Annotated in this window: 21 protein-coding genes; 14 read left to right on the top strand and 7 right to left on the bottom strand. The window is 66.7% G+C overall.

Features of this window, described 5'->3' with window-relative positions; genetic code table 11:
- The first annotated feature begins 337 nt into the window (after positions 1 to 337).
- The 5 genes from AB0M22_RS31380 to AB0M22_RS31360 all read left to right on the top strand — a co-directional run bounded on the left by AB0M22_RS31380 (position 338) and on the right by AB0M22_RS31360 (position 4854).
- Positions 338 to 490 carry a hypothetical protein gene (locus tag AB0M22_RS31380; protein WP_364734600.1) on the top strand — a complete coding sequence of 51 codons (153 nt, stop codon included), beginning with the start codon at positions 338 to 340 and terminating at the stop codon, positions 488 to 490.
- A 2-nt stretch (positions 491 to 492) separates the two neighbouring features.
- Positions 493 to 1371 (top strand): hypothetical protein, encoded by an 879-nt coding sequence (locus tag AB0M22_RS31375; protein WP_364734598.1) that lies wholly within the window; start codon positions 493 to 495, stop codon positions 1369 to 1371.
- 134 nt (positions 1372 to 1505) lie between these two features.
- Positions 1506 to 2714: a helix-turn-helix domain-containing protein gene (locus AB0M22_RS31370; protein ID WP_364734596.1), complete on the top strand. Its 1209-nt coding sequence runs from the start codon at positions 1506 to 1508 to the stop codon at positions 2712 to 2714.
- A 153-nt stretch (positions 2715 to 2867) separates the two neighbouring features.
- On the top strand, positions 2868 to 4178 hold the full coding sequence (locus tag AB0M22_RS31365; RefSeq protein WP_364734594.1) for a lipase family protein: 1311 nt from the start codon (positions 2868 to 2870) through the stop codon (positions 4176 to 4178).
- 100 nt (positions 4179 to 4278) lie between these two features.
- On the top strand, positions 4279 to 4854 hold the full coding sequence (locus AB0M22_RS31360; RefSeq protein WP_364734592.1) for a hypothetical protein: 576 nt from the start codon (positions 4279 to 4281) through the stop codon (positions 4852 to 4854).
- Positions 4855 to 4892: 38 nt separating this feature from the next.
- On the opposite strand, the gene AB0M22_RS31355 is transcribed toward AB0M22_RS31360, so the two are convergent.
- Positions 4893 to 5747: an alpha/beta fold hydrolase gene (locus AB0M22_RS31355; RefSeq protein WP_364734590.1), complete on the bottom strand. Its 855-nt coding sequence runs from the start codon at positions 5745 to 5747 to the stop codon at positions 4893 to 4895.
- Between the two features lie 434 nt (positions 5748 to 6181).
- Here AB0M22_RS31355 and AB0M22_RS31350 point away from each other — a divergent pair, with 434 nt between their 5' ends.
- Genes AB0M22_RS31350 through AB0M22_RS31340 form a run of 3 tightly spaced genes read left to right on the top strand, consistent with a single transcriptional unit; the run spans position 6182 to position 8754 of the window.
- Positions 6182 to 7306, top strand: coding sequence for a fatty acid desaturase family protein (locus AB0M22_RS31350; protein WP_364734588.1), 1125 nt, complete (start codon positions 6182 to 6184; stop codon positions 7304 to 7306).
- Positions 7303 to 8220, top strand: coding sequence for an EamA family transporter (locus AB0M22_RS31345; protein ID WP_364734586.1), 918 nt, complete (start codon positions 7303 to 7305; stop codon positions 8218 to 8220). The genes AB0M22_RS31350 and AB0M22_RS31345 overlap by 4 nt, the downstream gene beginning before the upstream one ends.
- A 51-nt stretch (positions 8221 to 8271) precedes the next feature.
- Positions 8272 to 8754, top strand: coding sequence for a nuclear transport factor 2 family protein (locus AB0M22_RS31340; RefSeq protein WP_364734584.1), 483 nt, complete (start codon positions 8272 to 8274; stop codon positions 8752 to 8754).
- 65 nt (positions 8755 to 8819) lie between these two features.
- Here the strand turns inward: AB0M22_RS31340 and AB0M22_RS31335 are convergent, their stop codons facing one another.
- Positions 8820 to 9971, bottom strand: coding sequence for a hypothetical protein (locus AB0M22_RS31335; protein ID WP_364734582.1), 1152 nt, complete (start codon positions 9969 to 9971; stop codon positions 8820 to 8822).
- Between the two features lie 144 nt (positions 9972 to 10115).
- Here AB0M22_RS31335 and AB0M22_RS31330 point away from each other — a divergent pair, with 144 nt between their 5' ends.
- Positions 10116 to 10349, top strand: coding sequence for a hypothetical protein (locus tag AB0M22_RS31330; protein ID WP_364734580.1), 234 nt, complete (start codon positions 10116 to 10118; stop codon positions 10347 to 10349).
- A gap of 45 nt (positions 10350 to 10394) precedes the next feature.
- On the opposite strand, the gene AB0M22_RS31325 is transcribed toward AB0M22_RS31330, so the two are convergent.
- Positions 10395 to 13550, bottom strand: a complete 3156-nt coding sequence (locus AB0M22_RS31325) for an FAD-dependent oxidoreductase (protein WP_364734578.1) — start codon at positions 13548 to 13550, stop codon at positions 10395 to 10397.
- A gap of 707 nt (positions 13551 to 14257) precedes the next feature.
- On the opposite strand from AB0M22_RS31325, the gene AB0M22_RS31320 reads away from it, so the two are divergent.
- The 4 genes from AB0M22_RS31320 (at position 14258) to AB0M22_RS31305 (ending at position 20323) form a co-directional block, all read left to right on the top strand.
- Positions 14258 to 16159: a potassium transporter Kup gene (locus AB0M22_RS31320; protein WP_364734576.1), complete on the top strand. Its 1902-nt coding sequence runs from the start codon at positions 14258 to 14260 to the stop codon at positions 16157 to 16159.
- A 246-nt stretch (positions 16160 to 16405) separates the two neighbouring features.
- Positions 16406 to 16765, top strand: coding sequence for a CATRA system-associated protein (locus tag AB0M22_RS31315; RefSeq protein ID WP_364734574.1), 360 nt, complete (start codon positions 16406 to 16408; stop codon positions 16763 to 16765).
- 4 nt (positions 16766 to 16769) lie between these two features.
- A complete protein-coding gene (locus tag AB0M22_RS31310) occupies positions 16770 to 18482 on the top strand; it encodes a CATRA conflict system CASPASE/TPR repeat-associated protein (protein WP_364734572.1) in 1713 nt (570 codons plus the stop codon).
- Positions 18479 to 20323, top strand: coding sequence for a CHAT domain-containing protein (locus AB0M22_RS31305; protein WP_364734570.1), 1845 nt, complete (start codon positions 18479 to 18481; stop codon positions 20321 to 20323). Before AB0M22_RS31310 ends, AB0M22_RS31305 begins: the two co-directional genes overlap by 4 nt.
- A gap of 85 nt (positions 20324 to 20408) precedes the next feature.
- On the opposite strand, the gene katG is transcribed toward AB0M22_RS31305, so the two are convergent.
- Together katG and AB0M22_RS31295 are read right to left on the bottom strand one after the other, a co-directional pair.
- The gene (katG, locus tag AB0M22_RS31300) at positions 20409 to 22640 is read right to left on the bottom strand and encodes a catalase/peroxidase HPI (protein ID WP_364734568.1); all 2232 of its coding nucleotides are present in this window, start codon (positions 22638 to 22640) and stop codon (positions 20409 to 20411) included.
- Positions 22641 to 22651: 11 nt separating this feature from the next.
- Positions 22652 to 23095: a Fur family transcriptional regulator gene (locus tag AB0M22_RS31295; protein ID WP_364734566.1), complete on the bottom strand. Its 444-nt coding sequence runs from the start codon at positions 23093 to 23095 to the stop codon at positions 22652 to 22654.
- 115 nt (positions 23096 to 23210) lie between these two features.
- Between AB0M22_RS31295 and AB0M22_RS31290 the strand changes: the two genes are divergently transcribed.
- Positions 23211 to 23786: a helix-turn-helix domain-containing protein gene (locus tag AB0M22_RS31290; RefSeq protein WP_364734564.1), complete on the top strand. Its 576-nt coding sequence runs from the start codon at positions 23211 to 23213 to the stop codon at positions 23784 to 23786.
- On the opposite strand, the gene AB0M22_RS31285 is transcribed toward AB0M22_RS31290, so the two are convergent.
- Together AB0M22_RS31285 and AB0M22_RS31280 are read right to left on the bottom strand one after the other, a co-directional pair.
- The gene (locus AB0M22_RS31285) at positions 23787 to 24518 is read right to left on the bottom strand and encodes an alpha/beta fold hydrolase (protein WP_364734562.1); all 732 of its coding nucleotides are present in this window, start codon (positions 24516 to 24518) and stop codon (positions 23787 to 23789) included.
- A gap of 100 nt (positions 24519 to 24618) precedes the next feature.
- Positions 24619 to 25218 carry an HD domain-containing protein gene (locus AB0M22_RS31280; RefSeq protein ID WP_364734560.1) on the bottom strand — a complete coding sequence of 200 codons (600 nt, stop codon included), beginning with the start codon at positions 25216 to 25218 and terminating at the stop codon, positions 24619 to 24621.
- Positions 25219 to 25243 lie beyond the last annotated feature (25 nt).

Raw genomic sequence — 25243 nt, 5'->3', positions numbered from 1 at the left:
CTCGAGTACAGGCGCGGTCGATCAGCTACAGGCGGGCAATTCCCCGGTTTCCGCAAGATCAAACACGGATTCTCCTGGAAATCCGCAGTCGGCAGCTGTGAAAGTGGGGAATCTGTGATCGGCTGCCGGTAGATCAGCTATTTACGAGCCGACGCAGCGTCTGTCGGACGTTCAGTGGATACCCCGCCCGCCGCACGGGGGTGAGCATTGCAGGATGGTCAGACCACGCAAGGATGCGAACTCCTTCTTTTGTTTCGGGACGCAACGTTCCCCTGATCGGGTTGCCGCGAGTCCGCCCGCGCAGATCTCGAATTCCGCACGGGGAGCGTGACTTTCGATGGATATCGTGGTCGTGCTGGTCACGCTGGCGATCGGTGCGATCGTGATCTGGGGCGCGATCAGCGTCTGGACCGAGGACACCCACAAGCGCAACCACCCGGACCGCACGCCGTGCGGGTTTCGTGGTGACGATGACGAGAGCGGCCGATAGGGATGGATGTCGTCATCGGACTGCTCATCGCGTGGTCGCTGGGTAAGGCTCGCCGAGTAGGCATGCGGGTCAACGGTCTCACCGATCAGGCGCTGGATCTCGCGGTCGATCGCGTGTGGAACGTGGTCGCCGCGAAGCTCGGGACCGACCAGACGCTCGCCCGGTTGATCGCCGAAGGGCGCACCGGGGTGGTCTCGCCGGAAACCCGCGCCGACGCCGAACGCACGCTCGGCGCGGCCGCGGATTCCGATCCGATGTTCGCCGCGGCGCTGGTAGAGGCGGCGGCCGGGCCCGGGGGCGCACCACCCGTGCTGAGCACGCAGCAGTTCGCCGGAGTCTCGTTCGGCTCGATCGACTCCGGTGGCGGCTCGGTCGATATCAGGAACGAAAGCAAGATCGTCAACTATGCCCGGCAGCATCCGGCGATCGCAGTGATCGCGGTGGTCGTCGTAGTGATTCTGGCGGGGTTGCTGGTCGGGCAGCTCGCCGGAAAGGGGCCGCCCACGGCTGCTGAGCCGGCGACCGGCGACGTGACGACGGCCGTTGCCCCGAGCCCCGAACCCGCGCCGAAGGCCAACCCGCGCGTCGACGCCTCGGCCATGGTCGGCACCTGGTCGGCCTCGGACGGAACGGGCACGAAGACATTCAACGGCAGCGGCGGCTCCTGCGACGGCCTCTACTACCACCAGGGCAAACCCCTCGACATCGGCGGCCCGTCGACCTGCGTGCTCTCCGGCAAACCCGACGCCACCGGCCGCTACACCCTCGTGGTCACCCAGAGCGTCAACCGCGCCAGCTACAAAGTCGAGTTCACCAGCGCCGACCACGCCCTCGTCTACGATTCCGCCGGGACCCGGCTCTACGAGCTCGAAAGGTTCTGACCTGGGTGATGCCTTGACGGCGAGGAATCCGGCAGCCGCGACTGAAGGTCTGCTAAATTGGCGTTACCGGCGGTACCGGGTTCATTGAACCTCGAACGGCCGGGCGGTACCAAACATCGTCGTTGGGAGTTGCCGTGACCAGAGCGGGCACCGTGGCCGCGTTCGACCGCACGACCCGCCGGGTCAGCACCATCGAGCGGTTGCTCGCGGATGCGATCGCGTTGGTCGGCGGCTTCTCCACCCAATCACCGATCTACGACGTGCTGCCCAGCTCGCTGGTCGACGCGGACTTCGTGCCGGCCGCCGAGCTGAATGTGCGACTGTTCTTCCGGTTCTGGCTGGACGGCAACCAGCCGACCGAGGACGACACCCGCCCGCTGGTCGACCGCGCCGTGTCGCTGCTGCACGACGGGATGCCGCTGGACGAGGTGCTGGGCAACTATCGGGCCGGCGTCGATTTCCTCTGGTCCCAGCTGCCGAGCACGGCATCGCCGGCCGCCCGGGCGGCGCTCGCCGAGATCGGCAGGCCACTCTCGGAATACCTGTCCCTCATGACCGCCCGCATCGCGATGGCCTGTGTCGAAGATGCCCGACGCCGGCCGTCGGACGAGCTCGAACGCCGGCGCGGGATCGTCGACGCCCTGCTGGCCGGGCGGGATCCGGGCGATTGGCTCGACGATCCGGCGGTGCCGGTCGCGGACGCGTTCGTGGTCGCGGTGATCCGCCCAGGAGACCCCGGCCCCGGCACGCTGACCGATCTGCGACACCGGATCCACGACCTCCCGGGCGCCTTCCTGCGCCGCGATATTCGTGGCTGGACGGCCCTGATCCCGATCGATTCGGGCGACGACAGCACGGCGGTCATCGAGAATCTGTCGAGCCGTCTGGCACCCGGAATCGGCACGGGCGCAGCGCCTTTGCTGTGGATCGGGGTATCGCCCGCAGCGACCCGCGCGGCCATCCCGGCGTCCTTCGCGGAGGCGCGGGTCGTCGCCGAACTCGGCCGCTGCCTGTCCCGCAACGAGGTGATCTGCCGTCGGCAGGACCTGCGGCTGGAGTACGCGGTGGCGGTCGACGGATCGGTGCGCAAGGAGCTGGCCTCGGTGCTGGAGCCGCTCGCGGATCAACCGGTGCTGGCGGAGACGCTCGGCGTGTTCTTCGCGAACGAGTGCAACCAGAACGCCGCGGCACGCCTGCTGTTCGTGCACCGCAACACCATCACCTATCGACTGACCCGGATCGCCGAACTCACCGGATACGACCCGCAGCGCCCGACGGAGGCGATGACCTTGTCGGCCGCGCGGACCGCACAACTACTGGAAGAGAAGGCGTTTTCGGCCTGATTCGCGCTCGTGCGGCCGAATTCTATGGATGTGCACAACTGTCCGGGACAGGAGTCTGTCTGTTTGTCGATAGCGAGCGGGTCGGGCGCGGGGTGTACTGACACCAGCTCGGTCGTCGCATGACGCCGATCACAGTTGACGAGATGAGGGTGCATGTTCGGGGAGCGATTCACCTGGGCGGCGGTGCCACTGACGGCACTCTGCCTGGCCGTGTCCAGCGCCGGTATCGCGGCCGGCGATCCGTATCCGGCGTTCCCTCCGGATCAGAATCAGTTGCCGCAGTTGCCCGCCGAGCCGCAGATCTACGACCTGCTGCCCATCCCGGTGCCCGCGGAGGATCCGTGGTACGCCGACCCGGACGATCTGGCGTCCTACGCGCCGGGGCAGATCATTCGATCGCGCACTGTGCAGACCCGGATCCTCGGCATCCCGTTCCCGGTCGACACCAAGCAACTGTTGTTCCGCAGCAACGACATTCACGACAATCCGATCGCCACCGCGACCTCGGTGATCACTCCGGGCATTCCCTGGACCGGCGGCCCGCGGCCCGTGGTCTCGTTCCAGGAGGCGATCGATTCGACCAACTCCGCGTGCAACCCGTCCTATACGTTGCAGGTCGGCACCATGAAGGAAGCCGCGCTGGCGGTGGGCTGGCTGGCGCAGGGCTTCGCGATCAACGTGCCCGACTTCGACGGTAAGTTCAACACTTTCAACACCTTCGACGAGGGCAAGATGGTGTTGGACAGTCTGCGCGCCATGAAAAATGATGCGTCGCTGGGACTTACGGATTCCGGGATCGGCATGTACGGCTACTCCGGTGGCGGTTCGGGGTCGATCCGCGCGGCCGAGATGCGCGAAAGTTACGCTCCCGACGTCAGATTGCTCGGCACCGCAATCGGTGGGACGCCCGGCGACCTGCGCTTGCAGGCGCGGTATGCGACCCAGCAACAACCGGGGCTCACCGGGATCAGCAACTTCACCATGTGGCTCGGTTTCGCCGGGTTGTCGCGCGAGTTCCCCGAGCAGTTCGATGCGACGAAGCTGCTGACCAAGGAGGGGCAGGCGATTCTGGCGGATATGCAGAGCCGCTGCGTCTACACCGTGGCGCTGTCCGGCATGTACCGGCCGATCAGCGACTATTTCAATCCCGGTATGACGTTGGAGAACGCGCCGGGCGTCATGCAGGTGTTGCAGGAACAGAGCCTGGGGCAGCACATTCCGGACAGCCCGATCTTCTGGTTCCACGGGATCTGGGACGAGCTGATCCCCGCGTCCGTGGTCTTGCCCGCGGTGAACGACTATTGGAACCGGGGCGCGGACCTGCGGTTCTACACGATGCCGCTGCCTGAGCACGTGGTCAACGCGGGAGCGGGATGGCCGCCCGCGGTGGCTTGGATCAGCGCGGTACTGCGCGGGCTGTCGCCGGGGCCGCGATTCAAGGCCGATTTCCAGTTGCCCGGTTAGCCTGCACCGGATTTTCGGGGCTCGCGCTCGGACTCGGCGGCCGCTTAGCATCACCTGGTCAATCCGTGGCAAAACGGTACGAACTTGGTGAGGACGATCCGTGTTTTCGTGGCAACGCACTATCCGACTGGGCGCGACGGCCGGCGTCATGATGGCGGTCGTCGCGGGCTGCTCGACTGAACCCGCGACGGTTGCCGGGCCGGCGTCGGCTGCCGCTGCGGCGGCTCCCACCGCCGTCACGCGGCTGGCCGCGGAGCAGGACGCGGTCCTGGGTCCGGTCGGTTACGACGGAATCGACCTGGGCATGACCGTGGCGCAGGCCAGGAACACCGGGAAGATCGCCGAGATCAAGGGCCCGGACGAAGATCTCGGCTGCCGGTCGTTCACCACCCGCGCCGGATGGAGCGGCTATATCAACGAAGGCAAAGTCGTCTCGATCATTCCGCAGAACGTCCCGCGCACTCCGGAGGGGATCACCGCGGGTTCGACGGCCGCCGACGTCCGCGCGACCTATCCGGACCTCAAGCTCGGGGTGAACTGGAGTTCGGCGACAGTGCTCGGTCATCCGGCAAACCGCTACGGATTCATGGGAATTCGTCAGAGTGACTCCGCGGCACCGCAGGCGGTCACGTCACTGTTGCTGTTCTCCGCCGACACGAATGTCTGCCATAACTAACGCCTCGGCACACTGCATTCGGTAGGCAACCCGGTCGCCTACTGCTGTGCCGATCCGACACCGATTCCGCAGGGGACCGGTGCCTTGTGTTCCGGGTCTAATGCGTTGAGCACCAACTGGATTGCGACCGGATCGGAGGTCATTGCCATGTGCTCGGAAAAGTCCCCGGGGCAGACGTCCTGCAAGGTGATGTTGTCGACGTCTGGGCCGTTGAGGAATCCGGTGGTGTACGGCGTCGCGAATTCGTCGTATTTGGAGGCGATTACGGTGTAGCTGACGCCGGGTCGGGTTTCGCCGCCGCTGTTGAGCTGCGTGATGAAGTCCGAGGTCGGCAGTTGTTCGGTGCAGGACGGGCACACCAGGTCGGTCGCCGGTGGCACCAGGGTGATCGGCACGCCGACCAAACCCCAAGTGGTGCCGTGATTGTCGGGCGCGAGGCCGATGAGGGTGTGCACCTTCGGAGCGCCGCCGAGGTTCTTCAGGTAGTACCTCGGCAGCAGGCCGCCTTGGGAATGACCGACGATATCGACCTGCTGCGCACCGGTTGTCGCGAGCACGCGGTCGATGAAGTCCGAAATCTCTTGCGCGGATGCGCGCATCGGGCCGACGCCGGACACTGTGCCGCCCAGGCCGCGGCCGAAGTCGAGCGCGTAGACGCAGTAGCCGGCCGCGACCAGCCTCGGTGACATGGCGAACCAGTTGTCCAGGCGGTTCTCGAAGGTGCCGTGAGCCAGGACAATCGGCCGCGGGTGCGCGGCATTCGGTTGGCAGGACCAGTTGTTCGCGCTGGGCGGGGGCGGCACGACGTCCACGTCGGCGCCGGCCGTGGTGGTCGACAGCAAGGTGAGCGCTAACGCGCTCAGTCCGGCCGCATAGATTTTGAAACCGCGCACAAAAGCTCCTCATATCCGGTTCGCCGGTGGAGGGTGGCCGCCGGCCGAGTCGGGTTCTTGCTGGTAGCGCGGTGCCGAGCCTAGCTCGAGCCGCGTTGACCAGCATCTTGTGCGTCGGGAGCTGCGTCACACCGGCTATGGCGGCAGCTGTTCCGCGAATTCCTGGCAGTCGCTAGAATGGCGTTCGACGGAATTCCGGACACTTTCCTCCGCTTTCCCCAGTTGAAATCCGAGACCCGCGCCGTGCCATTCGATGTAGAATGCCGGATTTTGCACAATTCCCATTGTCGATACCTCGAAAACCGGCCAGTCGGAATTACTTTACACACCAGAAATAACGTCGCGACACGCATTCAATCGGCCGCTAGCATCGTGATCCGGTAGGTCCAGTCACGGTGACCGAATGTGTTGTTTCCGTGCGGTAGTTCAACGGGGTGTATGCGGTAATGCCACAAAAGGACCGGGTTCAGCAGCGGTGTCGAGCGTCGAGACCACCGGTTGGCGGTTTCAAACGGGAACTTTCGCCCGAGGTCAAGGAAGCCGTCAAAGATATTCACAACAGCAGGGACAACTGGCACGGTCCGCTCGACCTGTTCGTCGACTGGCTGGTCATCGTCGGTGTGGCCGTCGCCGTCGTGAGCTGCGACTATCAACCTGTCGTGTACGTGCTCGGCGTGCTCGTCGTGGGCGGTAGGCAGCGCGCGCTGCGTAGCCTGATGCACGAGGCCAGTCATCTGAAGCTGACTCGGCATGGGCCGCTCAACAAGTGGCTTGGTCGAGTCTTCATCGCCTGGCCGGTTTTCTCCGGGCTGTCGTCGTACACCTGCGCGCATTGCGAACACCATCGTCACCTGTGGGACGATCGCCGTGATCCGAAATTGCTCGGCTATATGCGCCTCGGATTGGTGAATCCGCGTGACATGAAACAATTCGTCCGCCGGCACTTGATCAAGCCGCTATTGCTGGCGCACGTGCCATTTCAGGTGACCGCGGATCTTATCGGGCGGGACGAGGACCGTAAGGAGACCCGCCTTCGGATTCTCTTCCTGGTGATTGTGTCCGCAGGTTTTGTACTGACCGGTTTCGGTCTCGACTTCCTGCTCCTCTGGGTGGTGCCGTATGCCACCTTCTATCAAGTGCTGCGGTACTGGAGCGATATCGCCGATCACGCCGGTCTGCGCTCAGACAATCCTTGGCAGGCGACGCGCAGTTGGGATGCGTCCTGGCTGGTTCGCCAATTTCTCGCACCGCACAATTCCAACTGGCACCTGGCCCATCACCTGTACCCGGCGGTGCCGCACTACCGAATCCACCGCCTGCATCAGACCTTGCAGGCGGCACCGTCCTATCAGCAGGCGCACCACTGCGATGGCTTCTTGTTCACCCGCGGTCAATGTCATCCCTCGGTGGTCCAGGACGTGCTCCGGCCGGAGCGGTTGGCGGAGATCCGATCCCGTCACCCAGACGCCTGTGAACATCGCGGCACGGTGCTGTCCGACTGCGCCCAGAGCTGCCCGGTGACCGCGCTGCGTCCGGTCGAAGCGAGCGAAATCGAATGAGCCTCAGCGTAATCCGGGGCACCGAGCAGCGTTCCGGCGTCTGGTCCGGCGGCCTGCTCGCCCTGGGCTCCAGCGTGGCGGTCGGTTCCGCGATCGCCGCGACGACGGCACTGACCACGTTTCCCATCATGACCGGGCAAGCGGTCAGATACGGCATCGCCGCGGCGCTCATGTTCCTGTGGTTCCGGCGGCAGCTTCCCCGGGTCACGAGGCCGCAACTCGTCCGAATCGGCGTGCTGGGCGCGACCGGCCTGGCCGGCTTCAACATCTGCCTGGTGCTGGCCCTGCAACGGGTCGACGCGGGGGTGGTCGGCGCGGTCGTCGGTGCGGTGCCGGTGGTGCTGGCCATGTTCGGCCCGCTCATGGCCCGCCGCTCGCCGTCGGTGCGAGCGGTGGTCGCCGCCGGAATCGTGACGACCGGCGCGATCGTCGTGCAATGGTCCGGTTCCGCCGACGACCCGGTCGGACTGCTGCTCGCTGCCGGTGCGCTCGCCGGTGAATGCGCGTTCTCCCTCGTTGCCATCCCGCTCGTGCGCGAGATCGGCGCGAAGGCCACCGCCACCTACGCCGCGACGGCAGGCGCGGTCCTCTGCGGAATCGTCGCGCTGGTGATCGACCTGCCGACCTTGCGCCTGCCCACGCTGTCGGAATCGGCGGCAATCGGCTACCTGGCCGTCGTCGCCTCGGCGGGCGCGTTCCTCCTCTGGTACGCGGCGCTGGACCGAATCCCCGTCGAGACCGCCGGCGCGTTCGCCGGTGTGGTGCCCGTCTGCGCGTTGCTCACCGGAATGGCGCTCGGCGTCTCGGAAGGTTCGTTCGTGCGTTTCGTGGGAGCCGGAATCGTCGGAGTCGGGGTGGTGATCGCCGCCCGCGGACCGCGGCAGCCCAAGCCGCACGGATCAGAAACTGCGTGATGCCCCGAAACGCGCTCGCCCGCCCCGCTCGCCACCTGATACGACATTCCTATGGGAACTGACTCCGATGCACTGGCCGTGATGATCGCTGAACGATCCTGTGAGCGCCTGATCATCGAGTTCGTCCGGCGGCTCGATCTCGGCGAACCCTCCACTGTCGCAGAGCTGTTCACCCCGGACGGGGTATGGGAATGGCCTGCGGGCGATCGCCGGGTGCAAGGGCGCGAGGCGCTGGGCGACTACTTCGGCTCTCGACCGGCCGACCGGCTCTCTCGCCGCCTCTGCACGAACATCCTCGTTACCGTCACCTCTCCGGAAACAGCCACCGCCACAACCTATTTCACTACCTACCGCACTGATGGCCACTCCGACGGAATGATCCCACCGCAGGCCCCGGTCAACGTCGGTCATTACGAAGACACCTTCCGCAAAGTTGACCAGACCTGGCTACTGGCCAAGCGGACCACCCACATTGCCTACGGCGGACCGACGGAACGACTCACGACGCCCGGCCCGACGCCATCGCACCACTGAACCTGGCCCACGTGGTGATCTATTGCCCAACAGGCGATCTCGGCCGCGATTGATCGATGCTGTGACTAACCACCGTTGAGCCAGCGTTGTTTCAAGGCGAGGTGGTTGTCCCACCAAGCGCGAACAACCGCGGGGTCCGATCCAGAGGGCGGTGGTGGGGACTCGCCGGGGAACAACCAATCCCCGTTCGGTGCAACGACGGTGGTGGAAGTCGGCGGGAGGGTTGGTTCAGGGGAGATCGAGGAGGCCGGCGGTGGCGGGTCGACTCGATCGGTGGTGGTGCGGGTCGGTGGTCTGGTAACCGGCGGCACCCACGTGGGTTCGTCCGGTTCGTCGGCGATCGGTGGTTGCGCCGGTGCAGGTGTGTCCGAGGTGATCGTTTCTGGGAGAGCCGGTTTCGTCGCCGCTTCGAGGACATGGACGACCGGTGTGTGCTCGGTGCGTAGCTGCGCGATGGTGAATGACGAAGCGCCGAGCAGGGCGGCGAGGGCGGCGGCGGACAGCAGTAGCCGGCGTGGGCGGTGGTGCCGGCGCGGTGCGGGGACAGGCTCGTTTCGGAGCTGTTCGGCCGCGACCAGTGCGGCGCCGAGGGCCGCCGCGTTGGCGAAGTCCGGTAGTCGGCGCACCGGAACTGCGAATGCGGTGTCCAGCACCGTGGCTATCTCCGGGTCGGCAGCCGCCGCACCGCAGAGCACGACGGCGTCGGGCCGCACCGAGAGCGCGTCCAGCACCGGCCAGAACTGGGCGACCGCGCGGCCTGCCGATTCGGCGTCGTGCATACCGGCCGTCCACGAGTCCGACGCCAGAATTCGCGCCCGATCCGGTCCGACGATCGCGCAGCAGGTGCTGTCGCGGAGAGCCTCGACGACCAACACCGTGTCGAACGCAGCCAGCTCGGGCGTGCACTGCACCACCGCGAGCAGCGCCGACCGAATCGAAACCAGCGACGCCGACCGCCATTTGCGCGATGCGAGGTAGGTGACGAGGGCCCGTCGCTCGTCCGCCGTGCGATACAGCACGGCCACATCGTCGATGTGCGGCCCGGCCTCGCCGGTGAGGCGATCGAGCACAGCGACGATGACCTCGGTGGACGGCTCGCCGCCGACCTGCTGGTCGACGTGACGCAGCAGGTTGGGCCGCATCCCGGCGGTGAACTCGCCGGAGAGCAGCACCCCCCGCACGACTGTCCGTTCAGCTGATATTCCGACTGTCGCCATAACCATCACACCTCGAACTCGACAAACCTCTCCGCTGAAGTTCGTCACGGGTAGGCCCAGCGATTGGTCCGAGCGGCCACCAATGTTCCGGCAAGGCAAGTGCAGCCATGGTGGACCGGCTCGCCCGAGCGGCTCGGGTGTTCTGTGCCGCCCCTGCGACGATGGTTCGCGGTCGCGGCGGTGGCCTCGGGCACGCCGGGCTCGACCGAGGCGGCCACCGCGTTGAACACCGCGATGTTCAACCTGGCGATCGCGCTCGGCGCGCTGTTCGGCGGCATCATCGCCGACAATGTCGTGCTCTCGGCGGTCCTGTGGTTCGGTGCGGGGCTCAGTGGCCTTGCGTCCCTGGTCGTGTCGACCAGCCGTACCGCACGCTGAGGTCCGGTGGTGCCCTGCCTGTCCGAGGGGTCAGGCAGGGCACTGTCACATTGTCCGAACCGGTTGTGCGGCAGGCTTGTTCACGGCCTCGCTTTCGAGATGTGCGAGCACTGACCAATCGCCGGCATAGAGGGCGCCCCGCGCGGTGACCGGCACCGGCAGTCGATTGCTCAAGGCCTGTCGCGCCGCCGCCAGATCGCCGGGATGGTGACCCAGGACGGTCGCTCCGACGACCCGTCCGTGCGACAGGATCAAGCGCCGGTAAGAGTCGGAGCGGTCCAGGACGATCACCTCGTCGCCGAACTCCGGGTCCACCTTTCCGGTCGAGAACAGTTCCAGACCAACGCCTTTCAGGATCATGGCGGGCGCGGCACCGGCGAGTGGCCGATCGCCGCCGAGCGCGTTCACGGCGGCGACCTGCGCCTGCTCGGCCGCGATCGGCCACAGCCCGAAGATCTGCCCGTCGAGTTCGGCGATGTCGCCGGCGGCATAGACGTCGGGGACGTGGGTGCGCATCCGATCGTCCACCAGCACACCGCGTTCCACGGGCACACCCGCGCTGCGTGCCAGTTCGATATTCGGCCGGATCCCGGTGGCGGTCAGGAAGAGGTCGCAATCGATCTCGCGACCATCGCGTAGTACCACTCGGCGAACCGCCGGATCACCGGTGACGCTGACCGTTTCGGCATGCCGCAGCACCTGGATGCCGGTCCTGATGAAATGGTCGAGCACCAATTGAGAGCAGCGAGCATCGATCTGCTTGGCCAGCAGCCGATCACCACGATCGAGCACGGTGACATGCAGTCCCAGCAGGTGCAATGCGTGCGCGGCCTCCAGCCCGAGCAGCCCGCCCCCTGCGACGACCGCGGTGGCGCACCGGAATTGCTGCGCGTAGGAGCGAATCCAGATCGCGTCACCGGCCTCACGGAGCACGAAACAACCTGGCCGCGAGAGTCCTTCGATGGGCGGCAGTGCGCTGCTCGCACCCATCGCGAGGATCAGGCGGTCGTAGGGGAGCGCTTCGCCGGTGCCGAGGAAGACCCGTCGTCCGGCCAGATCGATGCTGGTCGCCAGGGTATTCAGCCAGGTGGTGATCTGATGGTCGTCGTACCACTGCTCGGGTAACAGGTGCAGGCCCTGCATGGCCGAGCGTCCGTACACGAGTCTCGAGATGCCCATCCGGTTGTAGAGCGGATGCGATTCCCGCCCGACGAGGTGGATTTCGCAATCGGGGTGATTGCGCCGCAGGAAGTCCGCGGCCGTCACGCCCGCGATGCCGTTGCCGATCACCGCGACGCTGACGATGGACCGATCGAACCGCGTCGGCCGAAGCCGGTTCGTATTCCCGGGTTCCGGCGTCAGCGAAACCTCGACCGCACCGCTGCTGATCCGTGCGCAGCAGGCCATCCGGGTGTTGTCGGCGAAACCCAGTCGCCGCAACGTATTCCGCTCGTCCTGGCCCGGCGGCGACAGGCACGACATCCCGACGAGCACCGCGACCGGATCGGCGCCGCACACGCCCATCCGGCAGCCCGCCTCGATCTGCTGTTTGCCGCGCTCGGCGACATCGAGCAGGCTCATCCCGCTGTCGGCAGCCACCTCGACGCCGTCGAAGCTGACCGAAGCCGCGGGCGCACTGGGCTTTTCCACATCCTTCGGCCGAACCTTCGGCAGCGCCAGTAGGACCGGTTCGGTGCGGGTTCCGGTGCTCAGCGCGAATTGCAGTTCGACGACCCGGGTCCGGGCGATCCACACGATCGTGGCGAGCAGGATGAACGCGCTGATCGGCCAATGTAGCCATGGCGCGCTGAGCCCGGTGACCGTCCCGAACGAGCGAGCGAGCGTCGCCGCGGCGAACCAGTAGAAGATATTGAGCGCCAACGCCGAATAACCGACACTGATCGTCGCGATGCTGAGCGGCGTCATCGCGTCCAGGGCGAAGAACAGGCCCACCGCGACCACCATGAACAGCGCGAGCACCGAATACCGCTGCCCCAGGCCGGTTTCGGTCCGTCCGGCCAGGGTGAAGAAGCCGAGGACGAAGCCGGGCAACGCGGCCGCGAACAGTTTGCGCGGCGCGCTCCACGCCAAATCCGGGTCGGTCAGATCCGATTGATAGGCGGACCGCGGCTTGAGGTCGAAGCAATTCTTCGCGCAGCCGACACACGGCTCGCAATGACTGTTGGGCACTGTGACGAACGGTGTCTGCCCGTACGCGCGTTGCAGCGGGAACAACGGGCAGATGCTGCTGCACCAGCCGCTCTTGCCTTTGAACAGGAAGCCGCCGGTGAAAGCGGCGACGAGGACCAGCAGCAGCACGGTGCCCGCGGCGACTCCATTGCGATCCAGGCCGGCCAGCCTGGCACCCGCGATACCGAAGAACAACGTGGTTGCCCCGAGATAGCCTCGGGCATATAGCCAATCGGGCGGATTCTTGCCACGGGTGAAGCGCAGTACCCGGGGGATCTGATTCGTCGCCGCCAACGGGCAGCTGTTGCGCCACAGCCCCGGCGCGATCAGGAACAGGCCCGGCAAGAGCGGCACCACCACGCCGAAGAAGACGAACAACCCGCCCGCCGGCCGGACGAACATCGCGACGATCATTTCCAGATAGACCGCGATGCTGGCGATGCGCACCAGGTGCCACATCTTCCGCGGCATTCGACTGGGTATTTCGGTGGACGCGGGGAACAGATTTCGCCTTCCGTCCGGGTCGAGCTCGAGGATCCGGTTGGCGAGGGTGAACCATCTGGGCGGTGGGGGAGCGACCGGCGGTGGGGCAGTGGGCGGTTCGCTCGGCGCTTCCTCGTCGATCCGGGCCAGCGGTTCGGTGACCGGGTCGTAGAGCACGATGATTTCGGTGTCGCCGAGTTGCACGGTATCGCCGGAGGTCAGCGCCGTGCGTCCGGTGAGCGGGACACCGTTCACGGTGGTGCCGGTGCGGCTGCCGAGATCGACCACCGAGAGCGCGGTGGGGCTGGGTACTAGTCGTAGGTGACGCGGCGAGATAGCGGTATCGGCTAGTTGTTCGTTGTCGCCGTTGCGGCCGAAGGTGACCGGGCCGCTGAGCATCAGCCGCCGGGCTTCCCGGCCCGGTTCCCTGATCTCGATCAGCGGCGGCCCGCTCAGCATTCCCGTGCGTCCGCCGAATCTTCGGAATCCATTGTGCCAGTTCGCTGTTCGATCAGGTGGCGCGCTCATCCGCGACCTCCATCCGGCAGCGCCCGATGCCCGCTGCCCTGATCCCCAACCCACCGGCGCCACGCATCAGCGCGCGCTTGTACCCGTATGCACATCCGGTTTGACCTCGATCGTCACGTAAGTCAGGCGCCAGCATGCACGCAGCGCTGACTACCTGTTATCCAATGGTGATGAACTAGCGACCGATCCGCGATAGGACTTGTGTAAAAGGGTACGTGAATTCATATGTCAATGCTGTGAATTCGCCGCCGCTTCAACCGATCCCGGCCTACACCCCGTTAAGCCCGCCTGTAGACCACCGCGCGCGGTGGGTGCGGTTGACCAGCTTTCGCTTCTGATCTTCTCCGGTGCCGCAACCCCGACCAGCGCAGATACCGCACCGTGTTCGGCTGCGCGACAGGTCTTCTCGGCCCTGCCCAGACCTCGGTCCCAGCCGCAGCAACGTCAAGGGGGATGGTCATTTGCCAGCGAGTTGTCACAGCGCGTGTCGAGGCCACCTCGAGCAGTTACCCGGCTTCGCTGATCGCGCCTTGATCTTCTTTAGCGGAAATCGACGGCCGACGCCGTGGATTGTCTGCGTGGCGGGAGATCGACTCGCCGCGTAGTTACAGTGACGTGGCGGCAAACCACGGCACGATGGGTGCGGGCCGGGTAGCGAGGAGGCGTCATGGATGCAGCGGTCGAGGTGACTCCGGCGGTTTCCGCGGGTGGCGGGGGGGCGGAAGGTGCGGGCCGCGGTCGTGATCGGGGCGCTGGGTGTGGTGTTCGGCGATATCGGGACCAGCCCGATCTACACGATTCAGACGGTGTTCAATCCCGGCGATCCGCATCCGGTGCCGATCAGCACGGACAACGTGTACGGGGTGGTGTCGCTGATTTTCTGGTCGGTGATGATCGTCGTCACGCTGACCTACATCTCGCTGGTGATGCGGGTGAACAACGACGGTGAGGGCGGGATCATGGCGCTCATCACGTTGCTGCGGCGGTTGGGCGGTGGGCGTGGCGGCCGGGCCGCGACGCTGCTGGCCGGGGTGGGGATCTTCGGTGCGGCACTGTTCTTCGGCGACAGCATGATCACCCCGGCGATCTCGGTGCTGTCCGCGGTGGAGGGCCTCAAGATCGTCCAGCCGGGCTTGGAAGAGCTGATCGTGCCGATCACGGCGGTGATCATCATCGTGCTGTTCACCGTGCAGCGGCGCGGTACGGCGGCGGTCGGCCGGCTGTTCGGTCCGGTGATGATTCTCTGGTTCGGCACGATCGGGGTGCTCGGCATCTCCGGCATCGCCCGGCATCCGGAAATTCTGAAGGCGCTGTTGCCGACGTATGCGCTCGGTTTCATGTTCGGGCACTTCGGTATCGCGTTCTTCGCGTTGGCCGCGATCGTGCTCGCGATCACCGGCGCGGAAGCGCTGTATGCGGATATGGGGCACTTCGGCCGAAAGGCGATCACCCGCGGCTGGCTCGGACTGGTACTACCCGCCTGCGTGCTGAGTTATCTCGGGCAGGGCGCGCTGATTCTGGGTGACGAAAGCAATGTCGGCAGCCCGTTCTTTCTGCTCGCACCCGGCTGGGCACGGTTGCCCCTGGTGTTGCTGGCGACCGCGGCAACGGTGATCGCCTCGCAGGCGGTGATCACCGGCGCGTATTCGGTGGCGTCACAGGCGGCGCAGCTCGGTTATCTGCCGCGGCTGCGGATCGCGCACACCTCGGAGTCGACCATCGGGCAGATCTATGTGCCGTGGATCAACTGGGTGCTGATGTTCTCGGTGCTGACGCTGGTCTTCGCGTTCCGCAGTTCGGCCGCGCTGGCCTACGCGTTCGGTATGGCGGTGACCGCGACGATCTCCATCACCACGCTGGTGTTCTTCTATCTCGCCCGGATCAAATGGAATACGCCGCTGTGGCTGGTCCTGCTCGGCGCGGTCCCGCTGCTGGCGGTCGACGCGCTGTTCCTGGCGGCCAACATGACCAAGCTCGTGCACGGCGCCTGGCTACCGCTGCTGATCGGGCTCACCGCGTTCACCGTGATGAGCACCTGGGCTCGCGGTCGCGACGTCGTCACCCGCGCGCGGGAGGAAAAGGAGGGCCCGCTGCGCGAGTTCATCGATGGATTGCAGTATCACGAGCCACCTTTGGTGCAGGTTCCCGGTACCGCGGTGTTCCTCAATCGAGGCATGGAGACCGCTCCGCTGGCCATGCGGGCCAACGTCGAACACAACCACGTGCGGCACGAGCACGTGGTGATCATGTCGATCAACACCCTCCCGGTGCCCCGGGTGGCGGACGCGAACCGGACCGAGATCGACGCGCTCGGCTACTCCGACGACGGAATCATCCACGTGACAGCGCATTTCGGCTATATGGAAACGCCGAACATCCCGGACACCCTGCGGCTGCTCGACCCCGAGCAGACCGAAGGCCGGATCTCGGTCGACGGCGCCTCGTACTTCCTGTCGAAGATCGAGCTGAAGCGCGGGACGGAGCCGACGATGGCGGACTGGCGTAAGCGGCTGTTCATCGCCACGTCCTACATCACCGCCGATGCCGCCGAATACTTCGGGCTGCCGGGGGAGCGGACCGTGATCATGGGCGAGCGGGTCGAGGTGTAGTCCGCGAAATCCGACAACTGTAGGTCGTTCGGCGGACACCGGATTCGAGCCGGCGTCGATACGCTGGGATGGACTATGGCGCGGCACAGGTCTGTCGTCGTCGCGCCGCCCAGGGCGCCGAGGCCTGCGCGTACGCCCTCGTCGCGGCGCTCGCTGTACGTCGTTTGGTGGACATCGCGCTCGTTCGTGCATCGATAAACTCTTGGTACGCAATGAGTTTCGTGATGCACAGCGAATGGTGATCCCATGAGTGAGTCCGTCGACGGCCCCCTACCGCCCCTCCGGTGGGAGACGCAGCTCGATGCGGAGACGCGCGACGACCTCCTCGAAGTCCTCGGGGATATCGCGGAATGGCATCTGCCACCGCCACGCTGGGCACACGTGGTGGATTCGGTCGAAGCCCTCGCCGTAGCGCTGGCGAACGGCGACACGCTCGCTGTCCGGGAGTCCATCGGCGAGGTCGAACTGATGGGTCCGGTCCGGGCCACCCGCATCGGCACCCGCGACCGCTCGCCGGCGCCGCATCGGGTGCTGGACCGACTCCACACCCTGGTGCATTCACTGGGCGGGGACCCGGTCACCCCGCGGACGAGCACGAGTAGGTGACCCGATGGACGAGAACGGCTTAGTCGACCAGGAATTGGTGGCGCACGTGTTCGCGCCGCTCGACGGACCGTGGGCGGCGACGGCGGTACAGCAGGTGCGCGCGCTCTGGGCCCGTTGCGCGGATCAGCTCGGCATCGACCGGCCGGTGGAAACCTGTGATCTGCCACCCGCGCTGCCCGAGGGCAGAATTCGCAGTGGCGCCGCCACGGCGCTGGCGCTCGCGGAAAACCATACCGGTGACCTCCAGATGATCGCCCGGCGTGAGCACGACATCCTGAACTTCTCTGTGGTGTTCGCCGCTCCGATGGACACCGAGCAGCGCAGGCTGCGCATCGGATCGGCGATCGCGCCCGGCTGGCGGGAATTCGACCGCTGGTGGCGGCAGCTGTCGATCGACGGCGTACCCGCCTTCCTCGGCACCGCCGTGCTCTATCAGGCGCAGCTGCCGGACGACGCGACCGTCGCGCTCGCGCCGATCATGCAGTCGGCGTTGCCGTTTCGGCTGACCGCGGAAACCTGGCTGCGGCAACCGAGCCCGGAAGGGTCGGCGCTGGCGATGTGGGAGTTCGGTTCGGCCGACACCGACCCGAACCGCATCTTCGTGGTCGGCGCACCGGGCGGGCACGCGGCCGAGTTGAGCGCGTGGACCTGGAGCGCCGGCGGCCTGGCGATGCCGCCGTTGGCCCGGTACCTCATGCACGCGGCCAACCTCCGGCACGCGGCCCGCGTCGTCGGTGACGGAGCGCAGTTGCACGAGTTGCAGCAGCAAGCCAGAGACCGGGTCGACGGATTCGCCATGTTGGTGGCCGCCCCGATCACGGTGACGGCGGCCGCGAATCAGATCCGCGGTCTGGCGGCCGGCGAAATGACATTGGTTGCCACGCTGAATGATTTGCAGGACATGCGATACACCGTCGAGATCGCCGAGCACAATATGAAACTCGCGATGGCCAGGCCGTGTCCCGCCGATCACGCCCTCACCGAACTGCTCCCGCAGCGCGTCGGCGAGGCGACCCGTCTGCTACAGACGGCACTGGACCGAGTGCAGCATGTGCGAAAGCTGCTGGCAGACTGGAACATCGGTCCCCAAGGTGTCGTAGGTCAGCCGAAATCTGTTCTGGCCGAACAAGGTCCGAACGGAAGTGCGCCCCCGCGCAGCGATCGGACCGAACTGCGCCTCGGCTTCGCCGTGGACATCGCCGGATACCGCCGCCGTTGCGCCGCGGCACAGAACGATGTCCAGCATCGGCTGGCCGCTCTGGTCCGCGAGGTGGTGCGCACGCTCGGGTTCGACCTCGACGAAATCGATCGGGCAGGCACCGGCGACGGGATGACGGTGATTCTTCCGCCGACCGACGAAATACCTACTGCGGTAATGACCTTGCTGCATACCCTGCGCGATCGACTCGAACTCGACAACCAGCACTCGCGCGATCGCATGCGGCTACGTGCCTCGGCCGCCGTCGGCCTGCTCGGCCCGGGCGAGATCGGCTGCACCGGTGCGGCGGTCGTCGAGATGGCCCGACTGCTCGACAGCACACCGCTGTACGAAGCCCTGTCCGAAAATCCGGATTCCGACCTGGAGTTCATGATCTCGGGCTGGCTGTACGAGGTCATCGCAACCCCAGAGCACCCACTGCTCGACTCGCTCCGATTCGCGCGCCGCCGCGTGCGAACGAAGAACTACGACAAGGACGGATGGTTGTGGACCAGATGACCGGGGTGGTTCGGGACGTGTTCAAGCGTAAGAAGAACCGTATCGACCCGGCGCTGGCCGAACGGGTGGAGTACCTGAAACAACGCGTCGCCCTCGCCGAGGAGGCCCGCACGCCCGACGAGGTGCGCGCCGCCCTCGCCGAAGTGAACCTGTTCATCCTGGAGTTCGTGCCGACGTCGGGCGCCGATCTCGGGAAGGCCTTGATCGCCACGGACGTGCTCCGCTGGGCGATCCTCCTGGAATCGGAACTGCCGGAGTGTAATTGGTTCCGAGTAGCGCTTAACTCGACCATGCACGCGCGCGCGTACGCGCACGTGACCACCCAGTTCTGGCAGAACGACGAGGCGCAGATGCCCCTGCGTGCGGCCAACCAGATCGCCTTCGAGCTCGGCGCGTACGCGAACCATCGCTGCTCGATGCCCGCGTTCGCGCCACTGCTGCTGGAGAACGTCTCGGGCAGCCTGTACAGCGCGACGCAGACCATGACCGCGATCCGCGCGGTCGAACCCGATCCGCAGAAGCTGATCGAACTCGCCCAGGAGAACCAGCGCTGGGGTGCGGACACCAAGTCCGAGGAATTCTGGGATCCCGGCGACCGGGACGCCCGAATGATCAACCGGCGGCTCGAAGAACTCCGGGTCCACCAGGTGAAGACGGTGGAAGGCGCTCCCGCCCAACGCATCATGCTCGAGGCCGACGTGCGGCACTGCGTCACCGAGCTGGCCGCCATCCGCTCGGCGCGCGACGTCGTCTACGTCGTCGCCACTCCGCTCGGCGGCGTCGCCTTCCGCACCTACGGCGATGCCGCGCGCCTCGGCCGGACGGTCAGCATCGACCTGCCGCGGTTCACCAGCCAGCGGGTTTACGCGTGGCAGGCCCGGATCGGCGAGCTCTACCGCCGTCGGGAGAGCGACGGTCCGGCTGCCGCCGTCCGGCACGACGAACTCACCGAGATCCTGACCGAACTCGGCGATGCGAGCCTCGCCGCCTTCCGGGTGCAGTGGCCCGACCTGGCCGCCTTCGCCCTCGCGCCGGTCGGCGCCGCCGCCACGCTGCCGCTCGGCGGCGCACTGGTGGACGGCCGGCCCGCGCAGCTGCAATTCGACCTGACCGTCGTACCCAACGCCGGCATCTTGCTCTCTGCCACATTGCATTCCAGACCGACCTCGCGCAATGCGGTTGTCGCGGTGGACCCCTCGACCGGCGCGGACTTCCTGCCCATGGTCGGGCCGGAAGGCGACGCGATAGCCGCCATACACGGAACGCCGGCGGTAAACCTGAGATCGGACGGCGCTACCGCGAATGAACAGGAAACAGAACGTATTCGGGCGATGTCAGCGAGCAGGCAACGCGAAATCATCGACGACCTAGCCCTGTACCCGGCCGCACCGCACCCCGACGGCGGCATCCTCGACGCCATCGAGAACGTGGCGGTCGTGCACCTCGCCTGCCATGGCGTGCTGGTGGAGGAATCGGTCTTCAACTCGGTACTGCTTCTCGGCGAAAACCCGGTCTCGCTCAGCGAATTCCTCATCCGCCCGGTCGCGCCCGGCGGGGTCGTCGTGCTGTCCGCCTGTCATGTCGGCGGAGTCGTGACCAGCCTGCCGAACGAACTACTCGGCTTTCCGGCCGTGTTCCTGTCGGCCGGCGCGCGCACCGTAATCGCCTCTGCCATACCGGTTGTCGACTCCCGCGAGACGGTCGCCTTCCTGGAAGACCTGCACCGCGGCCTGTATGCCGGCGAAGAAGGCCCCGTAGCCCTCAGAAAAGCGATCGCGGCATCGTTCGACCGCGGCGACCGAAGCGTCACCTGGGCCGGATTCACCGCTTACGGAGCGTGATACAGCGCGGCACCCCGCGAACCGAAACGATTCGCGGGGTGCCGCACCTGGTGACCGACCCGGCAGCCGGTCACCGCGGGATCGTTCAGACCAGGTCGAACCGATCGAGGTTCATCACCTTGTCCCACGCGGAGACGAAGTCCCGCACGAACTTCTCCTTCGCGTCGTCGGTCGCGTAAACCTCGGCGAGCGCGCGCAACTGGGAGTTGGAGCCGAAGACCAGGTCGACCCGGCTGCCGGTCCAGGTGGTCGCGCCGGTGCCGCGATCGACACCGGTGTAGGTGCCCTCATCGGCCGACGGCTCCCACTTCGTGCCCATGTCGAGCAGGTTCACGAAGAAGTCGTTGGTCAACGACGCTGTGGCAGAAGTGAATACGCCCAGCGACGACTGCTGGTAGTTCGCGCCGAGCACGCGCAGGCCACCGACGAGGACGGTCAGCTCGGGCGCGCTCAGCGTGAGCAGGTTCGCCTTGTCGATCAGCAGGTACTCGGCCGGCAGCTGGCTGCCCTTGCCGAGATAGTTGCGGAAGCCGTCGGCGCTCGGCTCCATCGCGGCGAACGACTCCACGTCGGTCTGCTCCTGCGTGGCATCGGTGCGACCCGGAGTGAACGGCACCTCGAGCTCGAATCCGGCCGCCTTCGCGGCCTGCTCGACCGCCACGCAGCCGCCCAACACCACGAGATCGGCGAAGGACACCTTCGTGTTGCCGGTCTGCGCGGAGTTGAACGACTCCTGGATTCCCTCCAGCACGGGCACCACCAGCGTGAGCTGATCGGGCTCGTTCACGTCCCAGCCGCGCTGCGGCTGCAACCGGATGCGGCCGCCGTTGGCGCCGCCGCGCTTGTCGCTGCCGCGGAACGAGGAGGCCGCCGCCCACGCGGTCGAAACGAGTTGCGCGACAGTGAGTCCCGACGCCAGGATCTGGCTCTTGAGCGAGGCGATCTCGGCCGCGCCGATCAGGTCGTGCGTCACCGCGGGCACCGGGTCCTGCCACAGCAGCGTCTCCTGCGGGACCAGCGGGCCGAGGTAGCGGACGATCGGTCCCATGTCCCGGTGGGTCAGCTTGTACCAAGCCTTGGCGAACTCCTGCGCGAGCTCCTCCGGGTGGTCGAGCCAGCGCCGGGTGATCTGCTCGTAGATCGGATCGACGCGCAGCGACAGGTCGGTGGTCAGCATGACCGGGGTGTGCGTCTTGCCGTCCACGTGCGCGTCCGGCACGGTGCCCGCGCCGCCGCCGTCCTTCGGGATCCACTGCCAGGCGCCGGCCGGGCTCTTGGTCTTCTCCCACTCGTAGCCGTAGAGGGTCTCGACGAAGCTGTTGTCCCAGGTCTTCGGGGTCGGCGTCCAGGCGCCCTCCAGGCCGCTGGTGATCGCGTCCTTGCCGACGCCGGTGCCGAACGAGCTGCGCCAGCCCAGGCCCTGCTCCTCCAGCGGGGCGGCCTCGGGCTCGGGGCCGACATGATCGGCCGGGCCCGCGCCGTGCGTCTTGCCGAAAGTGTGGCCGCCGGCGATCAGCGCCGCGGTCTCGATGTCGTTCATCGCCATCCGGCGGAACGTCTCCCGGATGTCGGTGGCCGCGAGCAGCGGATCCGGATTGCCGTTGGGCCCTTCCGGATTCACGTAGATCAAGCCCATCTGCACTGCGGCGAGCGGGTTTTCGAGGTCGCGCTTACCGGAGTAGCGCTCGTCGCCGCCGAGCCAGGTGTGCTCGGGACCCCAGTAGACGTCCTCCTCGGGCTCCCACTGATCGACGCGACCGCCGCCGAAGCCGAAGGTCTCGAAGCCCATCGACTCCAGCGCGACATTGCCGGTGTAGACGATGAGGTCGGCCCAGGACAGCTTCTTGCCGTACTTCTTCTTCACCGGCCACAGCAGGCGGCGGGCCTTGTCCAGGCTCGCGTTGTCCGGCCAGCTGTTCAGCGGCGCGAACCGCTGCATGCCCGCACCGGCTCCACCGCGGCCGTCGTTGATCCGGTAGGTGCCCGCGGCGTGCCAGGCCATCCGGATGAAGAACGGTCCGTAGTGGCCGTAGTCGGCGGGCCACCAGTCCTGCGAGGTCGTCATCACGGCCTCGATGTCCTGCTTGACCGCGGCCAGGTCGAGCGTCTTGAACTCGGCGGCGTAGTCGTAGTCCGCGTCCATCGGGTTGGCGACGGCGGGGTTCTTCTGCAGGATCTTCAGGTTGAGCTGGTTCGGCCACCAGTCACGGTTGCTGCCGCCCTCGGTCGGGTACTTGAGGCGAGCGGTCGCTACGGGGCATCCGCCGACAGCGGGCTCCGTGTTGGCCTCTCCGATGGGCGGGTGGTCCTCGGGCACGGCAATTCCTTTCACGGGTGGAGAAGCGGCGCCGGTAGCGCCGCGCAGGCTGGGCATTGGCCCCAATAGATGACCTCGGCCTCGTCGAGGACGAAACCGTTGTCGTTGGCTGCGGTCAGGCAGGGCGCCTCGCCGACGGCGCATTCGACGTCGACGATGACCCCGCAGGTCCGGCAGACGAGGTGGTGATGGTTGTCCCCGACGCGGGTCTCATACCGCGCCACGGTGCCCATCGGCTGGATGCGCCGGAGCAGACCGGCGGCGGTCAGTGCCCGCAGCACGTCGTATACCGCCTGGTGGGAGACCGCACCGAGGGTCTGGCGCACGTGGCCGAGGATGGTGTCCGTATCGGAGTGGGGGTGCGCGTGCGCCGCGGTGAGCACCGCCAGTCGCGGCGCGGTCACCCGCAGTGCGGCGCTGCGCAGCATCCGCTCGAATTCGGCTTGGTTGGACACGTTCCGAAGTATTACTCATTCAAGTCTAGGGCGAAGCGGTTTCGGAAAACTGGTCCGGCGGCCTGATGAGACATATGTCTGTGACAAATGTCTAAGACGCTGGTAGTCTCGCGGGATGGGAAATCGCGAAGACCTGTTGGCCGGAGCGCGCAAGGCGGTGCTCGAGCGCGGCCTCGCCAAGACCACCGCCCGCGACATCGCCGGCGCCGCCGGAGTGAGCCTGGCGGCCATCGGTTATCACTTCGGCTCCAAGGATCGGCTGATCACCGAGGCGATCACCGAGTCGATGGGCAGCGACATCGGCGACGGGATGGAGGCGGCGATCCGGGCCGGCGGGGACGGGCGTTCGCTGCGAGATGCGTTGGCGCCCACCTGGTCCGGGCTGCGCGAGGTGATCGAGAACAATCACGAGGCGTTGCTGTTGAGCGCGGAGAACGCGCTGCTGGTCGCGCGGGCGCCGGAGTCGCAGGAGTTCATGGTGCAGGCCACCGAGGTCGCGGTCAGCGATCTCACCGCGACGTTCCGGGAGGTGCATCCCGCGTTGTCCGACGAGCAGGCGCGCGCGGTCGCCACGCTCTACTTCATGCTCTTCCAAGGGCTGGCGATGACGCAGTTGATCGCGCCGGCCGCCGCCGCGGCGGTGGATGGCGATCAGCTCGCGCTGGCCGTGCAGACGTTGCGCGACATGTGATTACGCGGCCAGCAGCGCGAGTACTTCGTCGAGGTGCTCGGTGAGGAAGAAGTGTCCGCCGGTGAAGACCGTCATGTCGAAGCGGCCGGTGGTGTGTTCGGACCAGGCGCGGGCCTCGTCGAGGGTCACCTCGAGGTCGTCGGCACCGGTCAGCACGGTGATCGGGCAGGTCAGCGGCGGGCCGGGGCGCATGCGGTAGGTCTCGACCGCTTTGTAGTCGCCGCGGAAGGCCGGCAGGATCATGCGCAGCATTTCCGCGTCGCCGAGGACTCGGGGGTCGGTGCCGCTCATGCGGCTGATCTGGTCGATGAGGGCGTCGTCGGGGTAGCGGTGGACGTGCACGTCGCGGTGTCGTGACGGGGCCATGCGGCCGGAGGCGAACAGCGTTCGAGGTTGCCCTCCCGCGGCTGATAGTCGTTGCGCCACTTCGAAACCCAGTGTGGCGCCGAGGCTGTGGCCGAACAGTGTGATCGGCCTGTCCAGCCATGGGCCCAGTTGCTCGACCACCAGGTCGGCCAGTTCGTGGATGTCTTCGACACAGGGTTCGTTGCGGCGGTCCATTCGGCCCGGGTACTGGATCGCGAGCACGTCGATTGCGGGGGACAGCGCGCGGGCGACCGGAAAGTAGAAGGCGGCCGCGCCGCCGGCGTGCGGAAAGCAGATCAGTCGGGTCGGGGCGTCGGGGGACGGGCGGAATCGCCGGATCCACGCACTGGTTTGCGCCGTGCCCATTCGTCCTCCCTCCGCGCGCTTCGATTCAAGCCGAAGCTGCGGCTGCGGGTCTACCCCTACTCCGGCACGGCGTGTCGCGATGCCGGAGTAGGGGTTTCGCTTACTCGCGGTCGAGCGGGTTCGCGGCGACTCGTTCGGCCATTCCGCTGCGCAAGGCGGCCGCGGGTGAGGTGTGCGGTTTGCGCTCGGCCTGGGCGCGGAAGCAGGCGAGGAATTCCGCGGGCAGGCCGAGTCGGGGGTGTCGTTCCAGGACGCTGCGGCGGAATTCCGGTGGCACCGCCTCGGCGCCGCGTCCCGAGATATCCACCGATGTCGCGTATTCCAGCAGATGACTTTCCGGATCGAGCATGACGTCGACGCTGTCGCCCATGTGCTCGACGATCACCTTGGCGACGTGCGCCCGCCGCTGCACCGGCCAACCGGACGCGGCGCCGAAGACCCAGGCCAGATGGCCGCCGGAAACCTCGAACGCGAGCCCCGCATTGTCGAACTCCTCGACCAGGCCCAGGTCGTGCAGCAGCGCCGCGACGTAGAGCAGTTCGGCGTCGAAGCCGATGTCGTTGAGCTTCGCGTGCCCCGCGGCCCACAGATACGAGCGGACCGAATGGTTGAACAAGGCGGGCGTGCAATAGGCCGCCGCTACCTCGGTGGCGGCCCGGCAGGCCGCGGAATCCGGGATGGTCACATCGTCGAGGTTCACCGGCTCATTGTGCCAGCGGAGAGTC

The sequence above is a fragment of the Nocardia sp. NPDC051756 genome (assembly GCF_040681495.1).
In the GTDB taxonomy this organism is placed as follows: Bacteria; Actinomycetota; Actinomycetes; order Mycobacteriales; family Mycobacteriaceae; genus Nocardia.
The sequence above is the reverse complement of the archived record's forward strand: the minus strand, read 5'-3'. Positions and strand labels throughout refer to the sequence as shown.